The sequence below is a fragment of the Desulfobotulus mexicanus genome, from assembly GCF_006175995.1.
Lineage (GTDB): Bacteria > Desulfobacterota > Desulfobacteria > Desulfobacterales > ASO4-4 > Desulfobotulus > Desulfobotulus mexicanus.
In genome coordinates this window covers 24,224-42,395 of record NZ_VDMB01000026.1, presented here as the reverse complement: position 1 = coordinate 42,395, position 18,172 = coordinate 24,224, and the positions used below count along the sequence as shown (strand labels likewise).

The window sequence follows — 18,172 nt, the reverse complement described above, 5'->3', positions numbered from 1 at the left end:
TCWTCMTACCTTCGTTTATMAGTCTTTCCGCTGTAGTCATGGCAAGCTCCTTTCCTTTCAGGCTTACAYTACCTATSGTCTCAGCCACATATTCAGGCTGAAGATCTGTGGATTTAAAAATGTACTCTATGGCATTTTTGATGATCTTAAGACCATCTTCATCTTCAAACAAAGAGGATGCCAGCTCAAAATATTCCTTTATGTTGTCTTTCAGCTTCTCTGGATGAAAAATGTTCTTAAAAATGAGCATACAGAACTTCATGGAAACCATTACAAAGAGCTTCTCTTTGATATCCTCATCTTGCCAGCTTGAAAGATCCACAAAAACATACTCTGAATCCGGGATGAAGGGCTTGATCATGGGAGGCAGGTCTTTAAAACAGTCACTGAGAAGACCTGGCTGCCATTTTCTTTCTCCATTATAGATCACTATGGGAATAATAGGGGTGCGTTCTATTTTCTGCTTACGGCAGCGTTCCCAAAAACCACCCGTGTATAAGTGAATCTGAAAAGGAAGATCATTATCCACATAGCTTTTATGCTCAAAAAGCAGAGCTATACGAATCAGCGTACCTTTGAACTGACAGCTGTAAAGCAGATCAGAAAAATACTCTGACAGCTCCTAACCCAAAAAAGAACCCTTTTCCTCCTTCAGGGTACCCAGATCCAGTTCCTCAAGTATGGCAGGCGGCAGGGATGACCGTACCAGTTCCTCTGCATGGCCCTCTACCTCTAAAATCTTCTTGAAAAAAACATCATGGTTGCCCACTGGCTTCCTCTCAATCCTATTACGCTGTTCTTACAGTAAAAACTCCTGCATGGCTACAGACTTGCAGCAGCCATGGGCGACACCCCTTATTATCAATAATTATAATCCCCTGAATCAGAAAGCGCAAGAAACAGCAGCCAAAAGATCCCTCTGCTCGATACCACCCGGAAGACCAGATTTACACCTTATATATAGGGGCCACAGGATCAGCCCCCCCTGCCATCTTCCCATCAGACACCCTCGGCCTTGGTTCTGGCTATGGTTCTGCGGCTCACACCCAAGGCTCCCTAGATCTCACTGTAGGTCAGACCCCTGCCCAGCAAGGCAAGGATCTTCTCCCGTTTGATACTGTCTCTTTTACGGCCACCGTACTTACCTTCCATCTTTGCCCTGCCATGGCTGCCAATGTAGCTTCATATTGCCAGAATTCAGACCTCGCCCTTATCCTTCACACCACCCCCAGCTTTTTCATACGGCTGCGGAGGGTATTGGGATGCAGTCCCAGAATGGCGGCTGCTCCCCTTTCACCGGCAATTCTGCCCGCTGTTTCCCGCAAAACAGCACGAATATGTTCAGCCATCACCCCATCCAGCGTCCGGTTTCCCGTAAAATCCTCTCTGCCCTCCCTTACAACTTCATGCCCCCTGTCCGGCAGAAGGGAAAAGGAAAGGGGCCTGCCCTGACAGAGGATCAGGGCACGCTCCACCACATTCTGAAGCTCCCGCACGTTGCCGGGCCAGTCATAGGCCATCAGCCCGTCCAGTCCTCCGGGGGCGATATCGGGGCGATAGGGAAGATTCATCTCTTCACATTTCATACGGATGAAATGATGCACCATGGCAGGGATATCCTGCTTTCTTTCCCTGAGTGGCGGAATATGAACGGGAAAAACATTGAGGCGATACCAGAGATCCCGGCGGAACTCTCCCGAAGGAATCATGGATTCCAGATTCCTGTGGGTGGCGGCAACAATGCGTACACTGGCCCTCATGGATCTGGCACCCCCTACCCTTTCAAATTCTCCACTCTGGAGAACCCGCAGAAGCTTCACCTGAGCACTGGCCGGGAGTTCTCCTATCTCATCGAGAAAAAGGGTTCCGCCATCGGCCCTTTCAAACCGTCCCGGCATGGTTTCCAGCGCCCCGGTAAAGGCCCCCTTTTCATGGCCGAAAAGCTCGGAATCGATGAGGGATTCGGGAATGGCACCGCAGTTGACCCGAATCAGCGGTCCTTGGGATCTGCGGGAAAGGGAATGGATTTCCGATGCCACCACTTCCTTTCCCGTACCCGTTTCGCCCAGAAGCAGCACGGGGCTGTCCGTGGGAGCCACATGGGCCATGAGCTTACGGACTTCCTTCAGTCCGCTGTCTGATCCCACCATAACACTTCCCATCATACGGCGGGCATCCTGCTGCAGGGCCTTATGATCCCGGACCAGATCCATGTAACGCAGGGCATTGGACAGGGCGATGGCAAAGGGTTCATTGAGTTCCCTCACCAGTGCCGCATGGCTGTCTTTATAATGATTGGCCCCAAGGGTTCCAAAGGTCAGATTGCCGATGAGGGTTTTCTGGATGCGCAGACCACAGGTCATGCTGCAGAAATCCCCTATTTCCATCTGCTGCAGGGCAGCCACTCCCGAACGCACCGTCCGCAGAATCTCCCGGTTGATGGGATGGGTATGATCCCGTATCCATGGTGTGGTATCGGATCTGGACCGGGCCTGCCATGATCGGATGGCTTCCCATGCGGCATCGGAAAGGGGAAAGCTCTCATCCAGAAGAAATCCCCCTCCATCATAGGCAAGGGCAATGACCCGTGAGCGTCTTTTTTCGTACTCATAGAGGGTGATGAAGAGGGCATCCAGCGGCAGTAGATCCTTCATGTATAAAAAAGCATCATAAAGGGCCTGATCCAGATCCAGACTGCCACAGATGCGGCGGGTTACTTCGCGGAAATGTTCATGGGTAATTTTCACGACATATCATACCTTTCACGAATATTCGTTTTCATAAAAACGATATATCGTAATACATCCTCCCTATCTTCTACGCAATAGCTGATTTTATTAATAAAATAACAGATGGCACATTAATAGCAATATTACTGATACGGTTACGCCAATCAAGATTAATTTTTTAAAAAAGGGGCATAATGAAATTCATCGAAACTGCAAAGATATACGGCCATTTGATATCATTTTTAGCAACACAAAACCGATACAACCTGAGCTACCACCCCGGAGCGATTGATCGAAACCGGTTTATCACTGCTGCTGAGGCCGCAAAACAGATACCCGATGGATCAACAGTTATCTCAGTGGGTATGGGCGGCCATGCCAGATGTTCAATTCTTTTCAGGGCCATCAGGAACAGCTATTTAAAGGATAAAACCCCAAAAAACTTAACATGGATGACCGTCAGTGCCCAAGGCGGCAGGGGAAAGGCACCTGGTACAGTTGAGGAAGTTGCGGTTTCCGGCCTGATCAAAGAATATATCAGCGGGCATGTGGAAACAGCGCACAAACAGCTTGAAATGGGCGCTAATAAAGAAATTGAAATCCACATCCTGCCCCAGGGTGAAATAACACAAATTTTACACAATCAGTCTGAAGGGAACACCACCAGCCTGAGCGAAATCGGCATCGGCACCTTTCTTGACCCTGATCTTGGAGGCAATACGGCTGCAACCCCGCACAGCACCAAATCCTATGTAAAGAAAAACGGAGATTTACTGGAGTACTCTCTGCCGAAAATCGATGTCGCTCTTTTCAATGCCCCTTATGCAGACAGTGAAGGCAACATCTATTTCAAAAACGCATCGGCCATTACAGAAATCCGTGAAGCAGCACTTGCGGCAAACTACAATGGTGGAAAAGTCATTGCCACGGTGTCTAAAATCATTGAAAAAGATGAAACATCCATAAGCCTGTCGTCAAAGCATGTCACCCATATTGTTGTGAACCCTGCCAATGAACAGACAGCAAGTATCAAACAGAAAAAATACTGGCCAATGTTTACTGAGGGGGCTAAGGAGTGCATGGAAAAATCCATTGCCAAAATGAATACAATCAATAAGATCACCTCATACACCCCTAAACGCGGCCCCGTTGAAAATGTACTTGCCAGAATGGCGGCATCCTTATTTGTTAAGGTGGCTCAAAAGGGCAATCTTGTAAATTTGGGGATTGGACTGCCGGAAGAAGTCGGTCGTCTTGTCTATGAAGGGGGACTCTTTGATGATTTTACCTTCTCCTCTGAAACCGGGGTTTATGGGGGGCTTCCGGCATCAGGTCTATTTTTCGGCGGTGCAATCAACCCTCAGAAAATGTACAGTTCCGCATGGATATTCAATCATTATAAAACCAGTCTTGATATTACGGTATTGGGAACACTTCAGGTCGATTCCAAGGGTAATGTCAATGTGTCCAAACGAGGTGAAGGTGTCAAAAACTATGTAGGCCCCGGCGGCTTCATGAATATTGCCGACAGCGCAAAAACGATTATCTTCATCGGCAGCTGGATGGCAAAGGCCGAATTTAAACTTAAAGATGGTAAACTGACCCTTATCAAAAAAGGAATTCCGAAATTCGTTGATGAAGTATTGGAGGTAACATTCAATGCTAAAGCTGCATTGAAAAGAGGCAAAACTGTTTACTATGTAACCACTGTCGGTATTTTCAAACTAACGGAAAAAGGCCCTGAACTGATTCAGGTGATGCCGGGCATTGATGTTAAAAAGGATATTCTGGAGGCCTCAACGGCAAAAATTCAGATTTCAGAAAATCTTGAACTGGTTCCTGAAAGCATTACCACCGGGAATGGCTATAAACTTGCCTGGGATTAAAGCAAAGAGGCAGGACAAAATAAAATCAGAAGGGTATAAAAAATTTGAACACAAAATAAAAAAACATTGTTTCGACATCTAAATAAATGATAATATAAGAACATGTTTTCACAAAAATTCATATAAAGGAGACAGGGCCATGAAAAAAATCAGTATATCAATCCTGACGATACTCATTTTGTACGGCAGCAGCGCCTTTGCCCAGACCCCTGTACGCGTGGGTGCCACCAACGAGCAACCGCCCTACACGATAGAAAACAATAATGGCATGATCAAAGATATCCTTGAAGCCCTTAACGGAATACAGAAAGACTATCTGAACTCTTCACCTCCCCCTCCCTGAGAACCCGACAATCCATTGAGTCGGGAGAACTGGACATGGTTGCCATGGTAAACATTGCATGGGGATATGACAGGAACACAGTCAAAGCCAGCAATGATATTCTTGAGGTAAAAGATAAATATTTTGCCCTGCGTTCAAAAACAGAAGACCAGTCTTATTTCCAAAAAGTAGGCATTGAACCCACCGTTGTTGTGAACGGCTTTACCTACCGTTTCTGCAATTTTGAAAAAAATCAGTCTGTACTCCGGGAAAAATACAATACCCACACAGTAAGAAACGAACCCACGGTAATTCAGATGGTACTCAACGAGAGAGGCAATATTGGTGTTTCATCAACAACAACCCTTGGCTATTTCAGCGTTACCCATCCCGAAGAATACAAAAAACTCCTCATTTCCGAAATCAATGACTCAGTATATCATCGGCATTTCATCATCCGCAATGATGCAGTTATTTCCCCTGAAATATTCAATGAATACCTCCAATCCATTAAAAATAATGGAACATTTCAGACAATATTAAAAAAATACGGCCTCCAATAGGCATACCCATTCCCAATGCTATAAAGGAAAACATTTCATGTACAAACATCAGCTTTAAGCAAGTATAAGGTTGGGTTGTGTATTTCACGGACAGGCGCAGGGCCTTCCCCTGTAAATGATTTTTACGGCGCTGTTTTATGCAGGGGCACCCTCTACGGGGACGCAGGCTGCCGGGTAAAACAGGTGAGAAGATATTCTGTAAAACTTTTTTTGACCTCAAAGTTGGGATAATTCAGACGATAGAGAACCTCGCCGGGCAGCACTTCCTCATGGGCAGTAATGGTAAGATAACCCGTCTGAAAGAGGAGGGTTTCCACAAAAATATTATCCAGCTCAAAGCTGCCAAGGAGTTCCGCCCCCACTTCAAGCTTCTCAATGGCCGGAATGGGATAATGCCGCTCCGTAAGAAGCTGAAGAAGAAATGCAGGAGTGCCGCTTTCAAACCAGTAGTTTCTGAAAAGTCCTTCCCTGAAAAAATTCAAGATACTGAAAGGATTATAAATCCTCTCTCCCAACCAGGAATAACCATTATACCAGCGCCGTATATCATCAAGGTTTTTTCCTTTCAGATGCTCTTCAAAAACACAAACAAGCTCCGATTCTGTAAGTCCGCAGATGGTTGCAAACATGGGGGAAAGGGTAATATCCACAAGATTGTTAAGCCCGGAAAACAGGCTTACCTTGGAAAACTTTGAAACCCCTGTGATAAAAACAAAGTGAAGATGAGCATCACTGTCTTTAATTACAGAATAAAAGTTTTTCAAGCCATCCCGGATCTCCTCAACCCTGTCTCTGCATATAATGTTATCCAGAATGGGCTTGTCGTATTCATCCACAAGAAGCACAACCCGTTGATTATACTTTATGGAGACAGACTCTATCAACTGGGCAAAACGGCCTGAAATACTCTTGAAATCAGACACAACACCAAATTTTTGTTCATAAAAATACAATATTTCAGCTATTTTTTCTTCCAGCTCACTCCGGCTTCCAATAATACCCTGCCCAAAGGATACACGAATCACAGGATAAACCTGTTCCCAGTCCCTCCTATTTTCCAGCCATAGGCCTTCAAACAGGCTTCGGTTTCCCTCAAAGGCTTCTTTTAATGTATCTACCATCAAGGATTTACCAAAGCGCCTTGGTCTGGAAAGAAAATAATATTTGCCTGTTTCTTCAAGATCATGCACGAACATAGATTTATCCACATAGGCATATCCATTCCCAATGATCTCCCTTAAATTACTGATTCCGACGGGCAGTTTTTTCATCATCTCATCTCCATTACATGCCCATGCCTTTATTTCAGCCCAGACATCAGAAATTCCTTAAACTCTTGAATATAAAAAAAGTCTCCCTTCCAGAACCGCTCAAAGCTCTATAAAGGGAGACTTTCCATGTACAAGACCAACATCAAATATTAAGCCACCCCCATTGGGATTGCAAGGATAAGGTGTTGGGTTGCGTATTTCACGGGCAGGCGCAGGGCCTTCCCCTGTGAATGATTTTTACGATGCGGAACACTTTGACACTTGCGCCTCTTTCGGCTAGATCCAGCAGGCAAGGGCATTGATAAAAAAAGATCTTTGCCAGACATTCTTTCAGACCAGACCCTGCACTGCAGACGCAGTCAGTATAGCAGACTTACAAGCAAAAGGAGTGACCATGCAGACATCCTGTACCCAGTGCGGCGAATGTTGCCGCAAAGGCGGACCCGCCCTGCACATTGAAGACAAGTTTCTCATCATGCAGGGCAAACTGCCTGCAAGCGGCCTTTTTACCCTTAGAAAAGGCGAGATTGGCATGGACCCGGTGGAAAACAAAAAAATCATACTGGAAGAAGAAATCATCAAAATCCAGCCGGACAGCAACAGGGACTGGGCCTGTATCCATCTTTCTGAAAAAGGGGACGCCTGTGATGTTTATGAAACCCGTCCTGTGGAATGCAGACTGCTGAAATGCTGGGACACCCGTGCCCTGCTGGCCCGCTATCAGGAAGACCGGCTTACCCGCAAAGATATTTTCGGCGGTGTTGAAGGTCTCTGGGATCTCATTGAAGACCATGAAAAGCGCTGCGGCTATGATACCATCCGCAGCCTTGTTGAAACCATAGAGGGAAAAAAAGGTGCCGACGAGGAAAGTGTCCGGAAACTCGGAGAAATCATTTTGTATGACAGACACATACGGGAGGTCATGCATGAAAAAAAACCGGAGATGGCAAAAATGACGGATCTTCTCTTTGGAAGACCTCTGATGCAGACACTGCCGGTTATGTTTGATCTGAAAATAGAAAAAAAAGAATCCGGCTGGGTGATCAAACCCAAACGGATTCCCGTATAAAAAAACCGTGGACAGGGCTGCCTCACCCCGACCCCCTCGCTTCGAGAGCCTCAGCCACCGCCCGGAGGGAGAGGGGGGGGACAAAAGGTATTTCTATTTTAGGAAATAGCCTAAGTCATCAGGCAGCCTGAGCTTCTGATATTTCCCCAGGCCGGATACCGGAAACGGGCAGAAAACAACCCGGCTTGCATTTCACCCCAAGGCATACAGGCTCAGGGCAGACGGCGCATCTGGCGTAATCTATTTCCGGGAGATTGCCTGCCATGGCAACGGCTCCGTGGGGGCAGGCTTTGGTGCAGAGACGGCAGCCGATGCAACCAAAGTCACAGGCTTTTTTAGTTTCTCCGCCCTTGTCCGGATTTTTGCAGAAAATCATGGTTTTTGCCGTTTCCGGAACCATGACAATCACATCCTTGGGGCAGGCCCGGACACAGATACCGCATCCGATGCAGGCTTCCTTATCCACTTCAGCAACACCACGCGCATTGACAAGGATAGCATTTTCAGGACAAACTGAAACACAGCTTCCAAGGCCAAGGCACCCCCATTTACAGGCCTTCTCCCCTTCCGTCAGCAAAGAAGCTGCACGGCAGTCGGAAATACCCTGATAAGTAAACAGGGAATGGCATCCCTCCACATTTCCACCACCACAGGCAACCACAGCTTTGGCAGCAAGCATTTCTTCGGCTTCCTTACCACTGATGCGGGCCACTTCACGGGCCACATCAGCCCCCCCCGGCGTGCAGAGAGCCGGAGAAACGCGGGGCTCAAGCACCACCTTTTCCGCATACTGCCGACATCCCGCATAACCGCAGGCACCGCACTGACCTGCGGGAAGCACACCTTCCACCAGATCAATGCGGGGATCTTCCTCCACATAAAGCCATTTGTCAGCAATGGCCAGCAAAAGACCGATAAGGGCACCCAGTCCGCTCAGGGCCAGTACAGAAATCAGGATATTCATTGCAAATTTTCTCCTTCTGGATTCGTGGAACCCGCAGGTGCGGGAATCTGTACAGATCTTGCTCCAAAAGCCGTCCTGTTTTCCGGACAGTATTTTTTATATAAAAAAGCAGACGCAAGGTACAAAACTCTATATATTAATGAAGGAAAGCGTATCTTTTTTCCAAAATACCCGTTCTTACTCTTTCGTCTTCCGCAAGCGTCCCTTTGTCCTGCAAATAACATTACAAGATTCATGCCATGTATTCAAAAGCTTTGACCTTTGATCCATTCCCAAAAAGGCTTCACCAATATTTTTTTGATTATCATTATCTTTCAGCCATAGCAAGCCTAAGCCTTTGAAATTAAACAACCATGTTTTACGCTTGTAGCCGGGCACCCGTAAAGGATGCCCCTGCAAAACAGGGACCGTAAAAAGACTCACAGACGCAGGCCTTACGCCTGCGACGAGCTGTCCCATCCGTCAAAAATTAAATCTGGCCTGTTTTTTGCTTTTATCATTAAAAGAGATGTATCAAACCACCTTCAGTGAGGAGCTGTCATGCGAACAACAGAGGCCATCGTCACCTTCACATCAGGAGAAAACACCCGAATTCAGGCCTGCAGACCCGAAGCCTGTGCCGCCTGTAAAGCCAGAAGTGTCTGTTCCGTAGATCCGGCAAGCATGGAGATAGAGGTCAAAACCCTTCCCGGTCTCAGAGCAGGAGACAAGGTTCTTGTGGGCATAGGAAACAGCGAGTTTGTAAGGGTCATGGCCCTTCTTTATGTCTCGCCCGTTGTCTTTTTTGTAAGTGCTGCACTTACCGCCCACCATGCCGCCAGCAGGCTGCACCTGCCGGCCGATGCCTTAGCTGCCTGTGCCGGTCTACTGTCCCTTGCACTGGCATTTTTTACCATACGCCACATCAGTTCCAGACTGGCCCGCTCTCCGGCATATGGACCAAAAATTTTAAAACGCATCAAAGGTCCGGAACAGTCCGCTTTTTCGGACAATCCCACAGAACCGCCCCGTCAGACCGAAGACAAAAACGAATCAATTCAAATAAAAACAACCATATAAACAATATGGCATTCATATTGCTAAACAATTCCATCAAGCAGGCTGCCTGAACCTCCTGTACAAACAGCCCCGATATCTCTCTCCCATCGGGGCTGCGTACAGTCACACCGGCCCCCTTTGTCTGTCAACCGGTAAGTATCGGTCATAGCCCTGCACATTCTTATGAACTTACGGATACAAAAGGCGGATTACCATGCAGCATTTACCACCAAAAAAGCTTCTGGCCATAGCCATTGTGCTTTCTCTGCTGGGTTTCGGGGCCTACACCCTCTTTCCGGCCCAGCCTCCCATGGAACCCGTACGTATACTTTTTGAAGGAAAGGCAGGCAATGTTCTTTTTGACCATCAGATCCATTCTGAAGATTACGGACTGGACTGTGCAAGCTGTCATCACAACCTGGATTACGGGGATGACACCTTTTCCTGCCTTGTCTGCCACGAAAAAGATTCTGAAGATCCCTTTATGCTTTCCTACATGGATGCCCTCCACGACCAGTGCATCCAGTGCCATGAAGATGAGCAGGCAGGGCCCGTGGATTGTGCAGCCTGTCATAGCCGCTGATATCAGATGCCACATCCCCATGCCCCTGCAAGGGACATACACATCTGCACCAGGAGATTCTTATGATTGTTAACCGACTGCTTACCCTTGGTTCTTCCCGGCTCAGGTATGCACTGCTGCCACCAACTCCCCCTGACCTGGACCCTCTGCCCGTCCCGCAGAGCGTCACCCTTCTTTCGGATCAGACTCTGGGCCATGGCATTGGTGGCAGGGAAGCCCTTCTGCGACTCAAGCAGATTCCGGGCAAGGAATTTAAACTTAAAAAAGGCGATGTCGTATCAAAGGGACAACTCCTTGAACTTTTTGACAAAGGCCATGCCGTCATATCCCCCATCTCCGGCACCGTGACAGGCATGACCCCCTATGTGGGAGACTATGGACGTGTCTATATGACCCTCACCATAGAAGCAGGAGAAACGGACTCCCCCCCTCAGGCGGAAAGTTTTCAGCGCAGCGACATGTTCCGGGCAGCTCCTGCACTTCCCGGCAAACCTGAGCTGCCCCAAAATCCGCCCCTGAGGGTTATTATCAACGGGCTTGGCTCCGATGTTCTGGCCACCAACAACCAGTACGTACTTAAGACAAGACAAAAAGATCTTGAAGCCGGACTGGAATGGATTCGCAGTACATGGCCTTCGGCTTCAGCCCACCTTATGGTGGTGGAAGGCCAGCAGCAGGAATGGAACAAGCTCAAGGGATGCCGCGTGCACGGAGTTGCACCGGTTTATCCGGCAGCTTCTCCCCGCCTCCTCCACCGCACTGTGACAGGAGAAGAAGCCCCTGCGGAAGCACCCCTCATGGAAGCAGGAACCCTTGTCCTGCAGGCCGAAGCCCTGGCTGCCATGGGAACTCTCTACGCAACGGGCGTTCCTCCCATGCAGAAACTGGTGCAGGTCATGGGAAAGGACGGCATTGGCCATCTGATTTCCGTTTGCATCGGAACGCCTGTTTCAAAGGTACTGGAACATCTGGGACTTAAGGCCGAATACGGAGACAGACTGATTCTGGGCGGCCCCATGACAGGCTATGCCGTATATACCGATGACTTCCCCATATGTCCGGACACGGATACCCTCCTCGTTCAGGCAGCAGAAAAGGGTGTTCCTTCACAGACCCCATCCTGCCTCAACTGCGGTGCCTGCAACCGCATCTGTCCGGCACGGGTTCCTGTGAATCTTCTTCTGCGGGTTCTGGAAGCTGGCCATTATGGGGAAGCAGCGGAATCCTTTGACCTTATGAGCTGCATCGACTGCGGCCTGTGCAGCTTTGTATGCCCCGGACGCATTCCCATTTTCCAGTATATTCAATTGGCCAAATACGAACACCGACGCTATCTGGCCGAAGAAGCGCAGAATCAGGAGGTGGCAGAATGATGTCTTCCGCAACCCGGTTCACCGTGGGGCATGCACCGTTCATGCACTGCGGACAGAGTATTTCCATCCGGCACCTCATCATCATGGCAGCAGCCCTTCCTGCCATAGTCCCAACGATTCTGCGCTTTGGCATGCCTGCCCTTGCAGTGCTTCTCATGGCCGTAGGCTCAGCCATGATCTGGGAAGTGCTTTTTCAGTTAATAAGCAGAAAGCCCTCTTCCGCAAAAGACGGCGGTGCTGCCCTGACCGGCCTTCTCATTGCCATGCTCATGCCCATGGCCATGCCATGGTGGGCTGTGGTCTGTGCAACGGGCCTTGCCGTAGGCCTTGGCCGGGAAATATATGGAGGCACGGGCACCCATCCCTTTAATCCTGCGGCTCTGGTCACAGCCCTTCTTCTCATATCCTGGCCCCACCTCTATGATCTGGATCGGACCTTTCTCAATTACACCCTTAATTTTCCGGCCATCTGGCCCCTCGTTGAAGTAAAGGCCATGGGAGCTGAAGCAGCCTTCCGCTTTAACATGGCCGATCTTTTTATGGGCAGGGAAATTGCCTATATCGGAACAGGCTGTGCCGCAGGGCTTCTGATCGGGGGCATCTTTCTCATGCTCACCGGCATTTCACGCTGGGAAATCTGCCTTTCCTTCCTTGCAGGTATTCTTCTTACGGCCACAGCTTTTCACCTGATGAATCCTGCCCTTTATGCAGGTCCCCTCTTCCATCTGCTCACGGGCAGCACCCTTCTGGTGGCCTTTTTTCTCATGCCTGAGGATGCAGGATCTCCGGTACTGCCCATACCCATGCTTATCTTTGGCCTTGGCGGCGGTGCACTGGTAATCATCATCCGTAATCTGGGTGTTTATGGAGACGGTGCTGTCTTTGCCGTTCTCCTGATGAATCTTCTTACGCCCATCCTGGACCGGATGCGGCCCAAAGCCCTGGGGAGGTCCTCATGGGAGAAATGATACGTATGGTGGTCACCCTTGCCATCCTCAGTGCCGTCTCCGGCGGAGTGCTGGCGGGAGTTCAGCAGTGGACCAAAGACCCCATTGAAAGACAGAAACTTGCCAATGAAAAAGCGCCGGTTATCCGGCAGATTCTTGAAGGCACGGAAAACGACCCCATTGCCGATCGGTTCACCTTAAATGACGGCAATCGTGACTATCTCATTTTTCCAGGCAAAGTGAACAATCAAAGCATCATGGTGCTGGAAGACAGGGCACAGGGCTATTCCGGAGATGTTCATGTGATGGTGGGCTTCAGCCTGAAGGACGATACCCTGATGGGTGCGGGTGTAACTACCCACAGCGAAACACCGGGCATAGGATCAAGGGCCAAGGATGACCCGTCCTTCACCCGTCAGTTTAAGGGTAAAAAAGCCGGATCACCGGAAAGCCTCCGCTTAGACGGTGGAAGCTTAGACAGCATAAGTGGTGCCACCATCACAGCCCGTGCGGTGGTTCAGGCAGTGGAACGGGCTTCTTCGGCCTACCTTCGCCTCAAACCCGAACTCGAATCTTCCAAAACGGAAAAGGAGGAATAAATGCCGCGTCCTTTGCATAAAGAGTTCCTCAAGGGACTGTGGGAAGAAATTCCGCCCTTCCGTCTGGTCCTTGGACTCTGCCCCGTACTGGCCGTTACCATGACCGTTGAAAACGGCATCGGCATGGGCCTTGCCACCACCTTTGTGCTGGTCTGCTCCAATGTGCTGATCTCCATTCTGAGAAATCAGATTCCACCCAAAGTGCGCATTGCCTGCTACATTCTTGTGATAGCAACCTTTGTCACCATTGTGGATATGCTCATGCAGGCCTTCACCTATCCTTTATACCAGAAGCTTGGAATTTTCATTCCCCTCATTGTCGTGAACTGTGTTGTTCTGGGAAGGGCCGAAGCCTTTGCCAGCAAAAACAGCGTCCTCCCATCCCTGGCCGACGGCCTTGGTATAGGCATCGGATTCACCCTTTCACTGGCTGCCCTTGGCGCTCTTCGGGAAGCCTTTGGAAACGGAACCCTGCTGGGACACAGTATTTTCGGTCCCGGATACCAGCCCCTCACATTTCTTGTGGAAGCGCCCGGTGCCTTTATAGGACTCGGTATTCTTCTGGGACTCATGAACCTCATCAGCCAGCGCCGATAGGAGCGAACCATGGAAACCTATATCCTCCTGGCCATTACCTGCATTCTTATCAACAACATTGTTCTCACCCAGTATCTTGGCATCTGCCCCTTCATGGGCACTTCCAAGGCAATGGAAACAGCTGTGGGCATGTCCATGGCCGTTCTATTTGTTCTGGTCATGGCCGGTTCCGTAACATGGATGGTGGAACACTGGCTGCTGGCACCCATGGGCATCACCTTTCTGCGTACCATTGCCTTTATCCTCATAATTGCCTCACTGGTGCAGTTTGTGGAAATGTTCCTTAAAAAAAGTGCCCCCGGCCTTTATGCGGGTCTGGGCATCTTTCTCCCCCTTATCACCACCAACTGCGCCGTAATGGGGGCCTGTCTGCTGGCCATCAGTGCGGAATACACCTTTATTGAAACCCTGGTGGCATCCACAGCCTATGCCGTGGGTTTCGGTCTGGCCCTCACCCTCTTTGCGGGCATCCGGGAAAGACTTTTCCAGATGCGGGTTCCAGGCCCTTTCCGGGACACAGCCATCGGGCTGGTAACCGCAGGCGTAGTTTCTTTAAGCTTCTTTGCATTTAAAGGAATGGGCTGAAGGAAAATCTCCAATGCCCTTATCTGTTTTGAACAAGCCACAAGCTTTATCCATGAAGCCGTGCAACCCACGGCATAACCCTTGAAGGAGACATCATGGCAGCAAAAGAAAAAAAGCTCATGACCATCGACGGCAACACCGCAGCGGCCCATGTGGCCTATGCCTTCAGCGATCTTGCCACCATTTATCCCATTACCCCGTCCACTCCCATCGGTGAAATTTCCGATGCCTGGGCAGCAGACGGGCGTAAAAATATCTTCGGTCAGCCCGTGACCGTGCGCCAGCTCCAGTCCGAAGCCGGTGCTGCTGGGGCCATGCACGGCGCCCTTGCCGCAGGAACATACACTTCCACATTCACGGCATCCCAGGGGCTTCTGCTCATGATCCCCAACATGTACAAGATGTCAGGCGAACTCCTGCCCGCCGTCTTCCATGTAACGGCCCGTGCCGTGGCAGCCCATGCCCTTTCCATCTTCGGGGATCATCAGGATGTCATGGCCTGCCGCCAGACAAGCTTTGCCCTGCTCTGCTCCAATTCCGTGCAGGAAGCCATGGACATGGCCCTTGTAGCCCACCTTGCAGCCATTGAAGGAAGGGTTCCCTTCCTCCACTTCTTTGACGGCTTCCGTACCTCCCATGAAGTTCAGAAAATTGAAGCCATCGATTATGAAGACATGGCAAAGCTTGTGAACCGTGAAGCAGTAGCAGAGTTCAAGCACCATGCCATGAACCCCGAGCATCCTGAAATCCGCGGTACTGCCCAGAACCCGGACATCTACTTCCAGGGCCGTGAAGCCTGCAACATATTCTATGATGAACTGCCCCATGTGGTTACAGACTACATGAAAAAGGTCTCCGCACTTACGGGAAGACAGTACAATCTCTTTGATTATGTGGGTCATCCCGAGGCGGAACGTGTAATTGTTGCCATGGGTTCTGCCTGTGAAACCATTGAAGAGACCATTGATTACCTCGTGGAAAAGGGCGAGCGTGTTGGCCTTGTCAAAGTCCGCCTTTACCGCCCCTTTGTGAACGAGGCTTTCCTTGCTGCCCTGCCCTCCACTGTAGAGCGCATCACCGTACTCGACCGCACCAAAGAGCCGGGTGCCATTGGTGAGCCCCTCTACCTTGATGTCTGCACTGCCTTCATGGAGCACGGCGAAGCCCCCGGTATCGTGGGCGGACGCTATGGTCTGGGTTCCAAGGAATTCACACCCTCCATGGTTAAAACCGTTTATGACAACATGAAGGGCTTTGCCCCCAAAAACCACTTCACCATCGGCATCACCGATGATGTGACCCACACCTCCCTTGAGGTAAAAGAGCAGATTGATACCGCTCCCAAAGGTACGGTTCGCTGCAAGTTCTACGGCCTTGGTTCCGATGGTACCGTAGGTGCCAACAAAACCGCCATCAAGATTATCGGCGACCATACGGATCTTTATGCTCAGGCATACTTCTCCTATGACTCCAAAAAATCCGGCGGCATCACCGTCAGCCATCTTCGTTTTGGTAAAACCCCCATCAAGTCCACCTACCTTGTCAACACCCCGGACTTTGTGGCTGTACACAAAACCAATTATGTACAGCTTTATGATGTGCTGGATGGCATTATGGACGGCGGCACCTTCCTGCTCAACACCCACTGGACAGCTGAAGAGCTGGAAAATGAGCTGCCTGCAGATATGCGCCGTACCATTGCAGCAAAAAACATCAAGGTTTACACCATAGATGCCGTGAAAATCGCCTCTGAAATCGGCCTTGGTAACCGCATCAACATGGTTATGCAAACCGCCTTCTTCAAGCTTTCCGGCGTACTGCCCTTTGAAGAAGCTATTGATCTCCTTAAAAAAGACATTGCCAAAACCTATGGCAACAAGGGTGAGGCTATAGTTTCCATGAACATTAAGGCCGTGGAAAAGGCTCTGGATGCTCTGGTTGCAATACCCGTTCCCGCTTCATGGGCAACGGCGGTCAAAAGAACCGCAGGTGACATGGACGAGCCCGAATTCATCCAGAATGTCATGCGTCCCATGCTGGCCCAGAAAGGTGATGACCTGCCCGTATCCGCCTTCTCTCCCGACGGCGTCTTCCCCGTAGGCACCACCCTTTATGAAAAACGGGGTGTTGCCATCGCCGTACCCGAATGGATCATGGATAACTGCATCCAGTGCAACCAGTGCTCCTATGTCTGCCCCCATGCAGCCATCATCCCCATTCTCGCCACAGATGACGAGCTGGAAGGTGCCCCCGCAGACTTTAAAGTCATGGAAGCCAAGGGCAAAGAGCTGGAAGGCATGAAGTTCCGCATTCAGGTCAACACCCTTGACTGCTACGGCTGCGGTAACTGTGTGGACATCTGCCCCGCCAAAACTCCTGCTCTGATCATGAAGCCCCTGGAAACCCAGACTACAGTGGAAGTACCCAACCACGAATTCTCCCTCACCGTGCCCTTCAAGGCCGGCATCATGAACAGGGAATCCGTAAAAGGTTCCCAGTTTGTAAAACCCCTCATGGAATTCTCCGGCGCCTGCGCAGGCTGCGGAGAGACTCCCTATGTAAAACTTCTCACCCAGCTCTTTGGTGAGCGCATGTTCATCTCCAACGCCACGGGCTGTTCCTCCATCTGGGGCGGCAGTGCGCCCAGCGCACCCTACTGCACCAATGAAGACGGACACGGACCCACCTGGGGCAACTCCCTGTTTGAGGATACAGCCGAATTCGGCTACGGCAAAATGATTGCCGTCAAGCACCGCCGTGAAGGTATAGCCCAGCTGGTAAAAGAAGCCCTTGAGCTGGATCTGGATGCCGAGGTTAAGGCAGCCATGCAGGAATGGCTGGATACCATGTGGGACGGCAAAAAATCCCCAGTAACAGGACGCCGCATGGAAGCTGCCCTGGCAACGGCCCCTGCCCATGATATCATCGATCAAATTCTGGATCAGGCAGATCTCTTTGTAAAAAAATCCCACTGGATCTTCGGTGGTGACGGCTGGGCCTATGACATCGGGTTCGGCGGCCTTGACCATGTTCTGGCTTCAGGAGAAGACATCAATATCCTTGTCATGGACACGGAAGTTTACTCCAACACCGGCGGTCAGTCTTCCAAGGCAACACCTACGGGTGCCATTGCAAAGTTTGCCGCATCCGGCAAGAAAACGGCCAAAAAAGACCTTGGCCGCATGATGATGAGCTACGGCTATGTGTATGTAGCCTCCGTATCCATGGGTGCCAACAAGCAGCAGGTTCTCAAAGCCTTTGTGGAAGCGGAAAACTACCCCGGACCTTCCATTGTAATCTGCTATGCCCCCTGCATCAATCAGGGCATCAAAAAGGGCATGGGCAAGACTCAGGAAGAAATGAAGCTGGCTGTTCAGTCCGGTTACTGGCCGCTTTACCGCTTCAATCCCCTACTGGAAGAAGAGGGCAAGAATCCCTTTGTTCTGGAGTCCAAAGCTCCGGACGGAACCCTGCAGGAATTCCTTTCCGGTGAAAACCGCTTTGCCATGCTGGAAAAGAGCTTCCCCGAGGAATCTAAAAAACTCAGGGCTTCCATTGAAGCAGATTACGCAAGACGTTATGCAGCCTTGAAATACATGGCAGACGCCAAGGGCAGCGCAGAATAAAAAAATCCGGGAGGCCTTAA

15 protein-coding genes and 1 pseudogene are annotated in these 18,172 nt (G+C 50.1%); 12 read left to right on the top strand and 4 right to left on the bottom strand.

Annotated features, from left to right (window positions below; all coding sequences use genetic code 11):
* A pseudogene (locus FIM25_RS14660) lies at window positions 1–769 on the bottom strand (Rpn family recombination-promoting nuclease/putative transposase); the annotation flags it as partial.
* 448 nt (window positions 770–1,217) lie between these two features.
* Window positions 1,218–2,747 carry a sigma-54 interaction domain-containing protein gene (locus FIM25_RS14650; protein ID WP_218961443.1) on the bottom strand — a complete coding sequence of 510 codons (1,530 nt, stop codon included), beginning with the start codon at window positions 2,745–2,747 and terminating at the stop codon, window positions 1,218–1,220.
* 176 nt (window positions 2,748–2,923) lie between these two features.
* Between FIM25_RS14650 and FIM25_RS14645 the strand changes: the two genes are divergently transcribed.
* From FIM25_RS14645 to FIM25_RS14635, 3 genes are all read left to right on the top strand, one after another.
* Complete coding sequence (locus FIM25_RS14645) at window positions 2,924–4,615, top strand: CoA-transferase (RefSeq protein ID WP_139450606.1); 1,692 nt, start codon at window positions 2,924–2,926, stop codon at window positions 4,613–4,615.
* A gap of 139 nt (window positions 4,616–4,754) precedes the next feature.
* Entirely contained in the window at window positions 4,755–4,958 is a 204-nt protein-coding gene (locus FIM25_RS14640) for a hypothetical protein (protein WP_139450605.1), read from the top strand.
* Between the two features lie 35 nt (window positions 4,959–4,993).
* Window positions 4,994–5,500 (top strand): amino acid ABC transporter substrate-binding protein, encoded by a 507-nt coding sequence (locus tag FIM25_RS14635; RefSeq protein WP_139450604.1) that lies wholly within the window; start codon window positions 4,994–4,996, stop codon window positions 5,498–5,500.
* 152 nt (window positions 5,501–5,652) lie between these two features.
* On the opposite strand, the gene FIM25_RS14630 is transcribed toward FIM25_RS14635, so the two are convergent.
* Window positions 5,653–6,774, bottom strand: a complete 1,122-nt coding sequence (locus FIM25_RS14630) for an ATP-binding protein (RefSeq protein WP_246052220.1) — start codon at window positions 6,772–6,774, stop codon at window positions 5,653–5,655.
* A gap of 391 nt (window positions 6,775–7,165) precedes the next feature.
* Here FIM25_RS14630 and FIM25_RS14625 point away from each other — a divergent pair, with 391 nt between their 5' ends.
* Complete coding sequence (locus tag FIM25_RS14625; RefSeq protein WP_139450602.1) at window positions 7,166–7,840, top strand: YkgJ family cysteine cluster protein; 675 nt, start codon at window positions 7,166–7,168, stop codon at window positions 7,838–7,840.
* 118 nt (window positions 7,841–7,958) lie between these two features.
* On the opposite strand, the gene FIM25_RS14620 is transcribed toward FIM25_RS14625, so the two are convergent.
* Window positions 7,959–8,804 carry an RnfABCDGE type electron transport complex subunit B gene (locus FIM25_RS14620; RefSeq protein ID WP_139450601.1) on the bottom strand — a complete coding sequence of 282 codons (846 nt, stop codon included), beginning with the start codon at window positions 8,802–8,804 and terminating at the stop codon, window positions 7,959–7,961.
* 540 nt (window positions 8,805–9,344) lie between these two features.
* Between FIM25_RS14620 and FIM25_RS14610 the strand changes: the two genes are divergently transcribed.
* The 8 genes from FIM25_RS14610 (at window position 9,345) to nifJ (ending at window position 18,152) form a co-directional block, all read left to right on the top strand.
* Window positions 9,345–9,863 (top strand): SoxR reducing system RseC family protein, encoded by a 519-nt coding sequence (locus FIM25_RS14610; RefSeq protein ID WP_139450599.1) that lies wholly within the window; start codon window positions 9,345–9,347, stop codon window positions 9,861–9,863.
* A gap of 193 nt (window positions 9,864–10,056) precedes the next feature.
* Entirely contained in the window at window positions 10,057–10,425 is a 369-nt protein-coding gene (locus FIM25_RS14605; RefSeq protein WP_139450598.1) for a cytochrome c3 family protein, read from the top strand.
* 62 nt (window positions 10,426–10,487) lie between these two features.
* On the top strand, window positions 10,488–11,798 hold the full coding sequence (locus FIM25_RS14600) for a 4Fe-4S dicluster domain-containing protein (protein ID WP_139450597.1): 1,311 nt from the start codon (window positions 10,488–10,490) through the stop codon (window positions 11,796–11,798).
* Window positions 11,795–12,766, top strand: a complete 972-nt coding sequence (locus FIM25_RS14595; protein WP_179953415.1) for an RnfABCDGE type electron transport complex subunit D — start codon at window positions 11,795–11,797, stop codon at window positions 12,764–12,766. The genes FIM25_RS14600 and FIM25_RS14595 overlap by 4 nt, the downstream gene beginning before the upstream one ends.
* Window positions 12,754–13,344: an RnfABCDGE type electron transport complex subunit G gene (rnfG, locus tag FIM25_RS14590; RefSeq protein ID WP_139450595.1), complete on the top strand. Its 591-nt coding sequence runs from the start codon at window positions 12,754–12,756 to the stop codon at window positions 13,342–13,344. The genes FIM25_RS14595 and rnfG overlap by 13 nt, the downstream gene beginning before the upstream one ends.
* On the top strand, window positions 13,345–13,941 hold the full coding sequence (gene rsxE, locus FIM25_RS14585; RefSeq protein WP_139450594.1) for an electron transport complex subunit RsxE: 597 nt from the start codon (window positions 13,345–13,347) through the stop codon (window positions 13,939–13,941).
* Window positions 13,942–13,950: 9 nt separating this feature from the next.
* Window positions 13,951–14,526 carry an electron transport complex protein RnfA gene (locus FIM25_RS14580; protein WP_139450593.1) on the top strand — a complete coding sequence of 192 codons (576 nt, stop codon included), beginning with the start codon at window positions 13,951–13,953 and terminating at the stop codon, window positions 14,524–14,526.
* Window positions 14,527–14,621: 95 nt separating this feature from the next.
* Window positions 14,622–18,152, top strand: coding sequence for a pyruvate:ferredoxin (flavodoxin) oxidoreductase (gene nifJ / locus FIM25_RS14575; RefSeq protein WP_139450592.1), 3,531 nt, complete (start codon window positions 14,622–14,624; stop codon window positions 18,150–18,152).
* Window positions 18,153–18,172 lie beyond the last annotated feature (20 nt).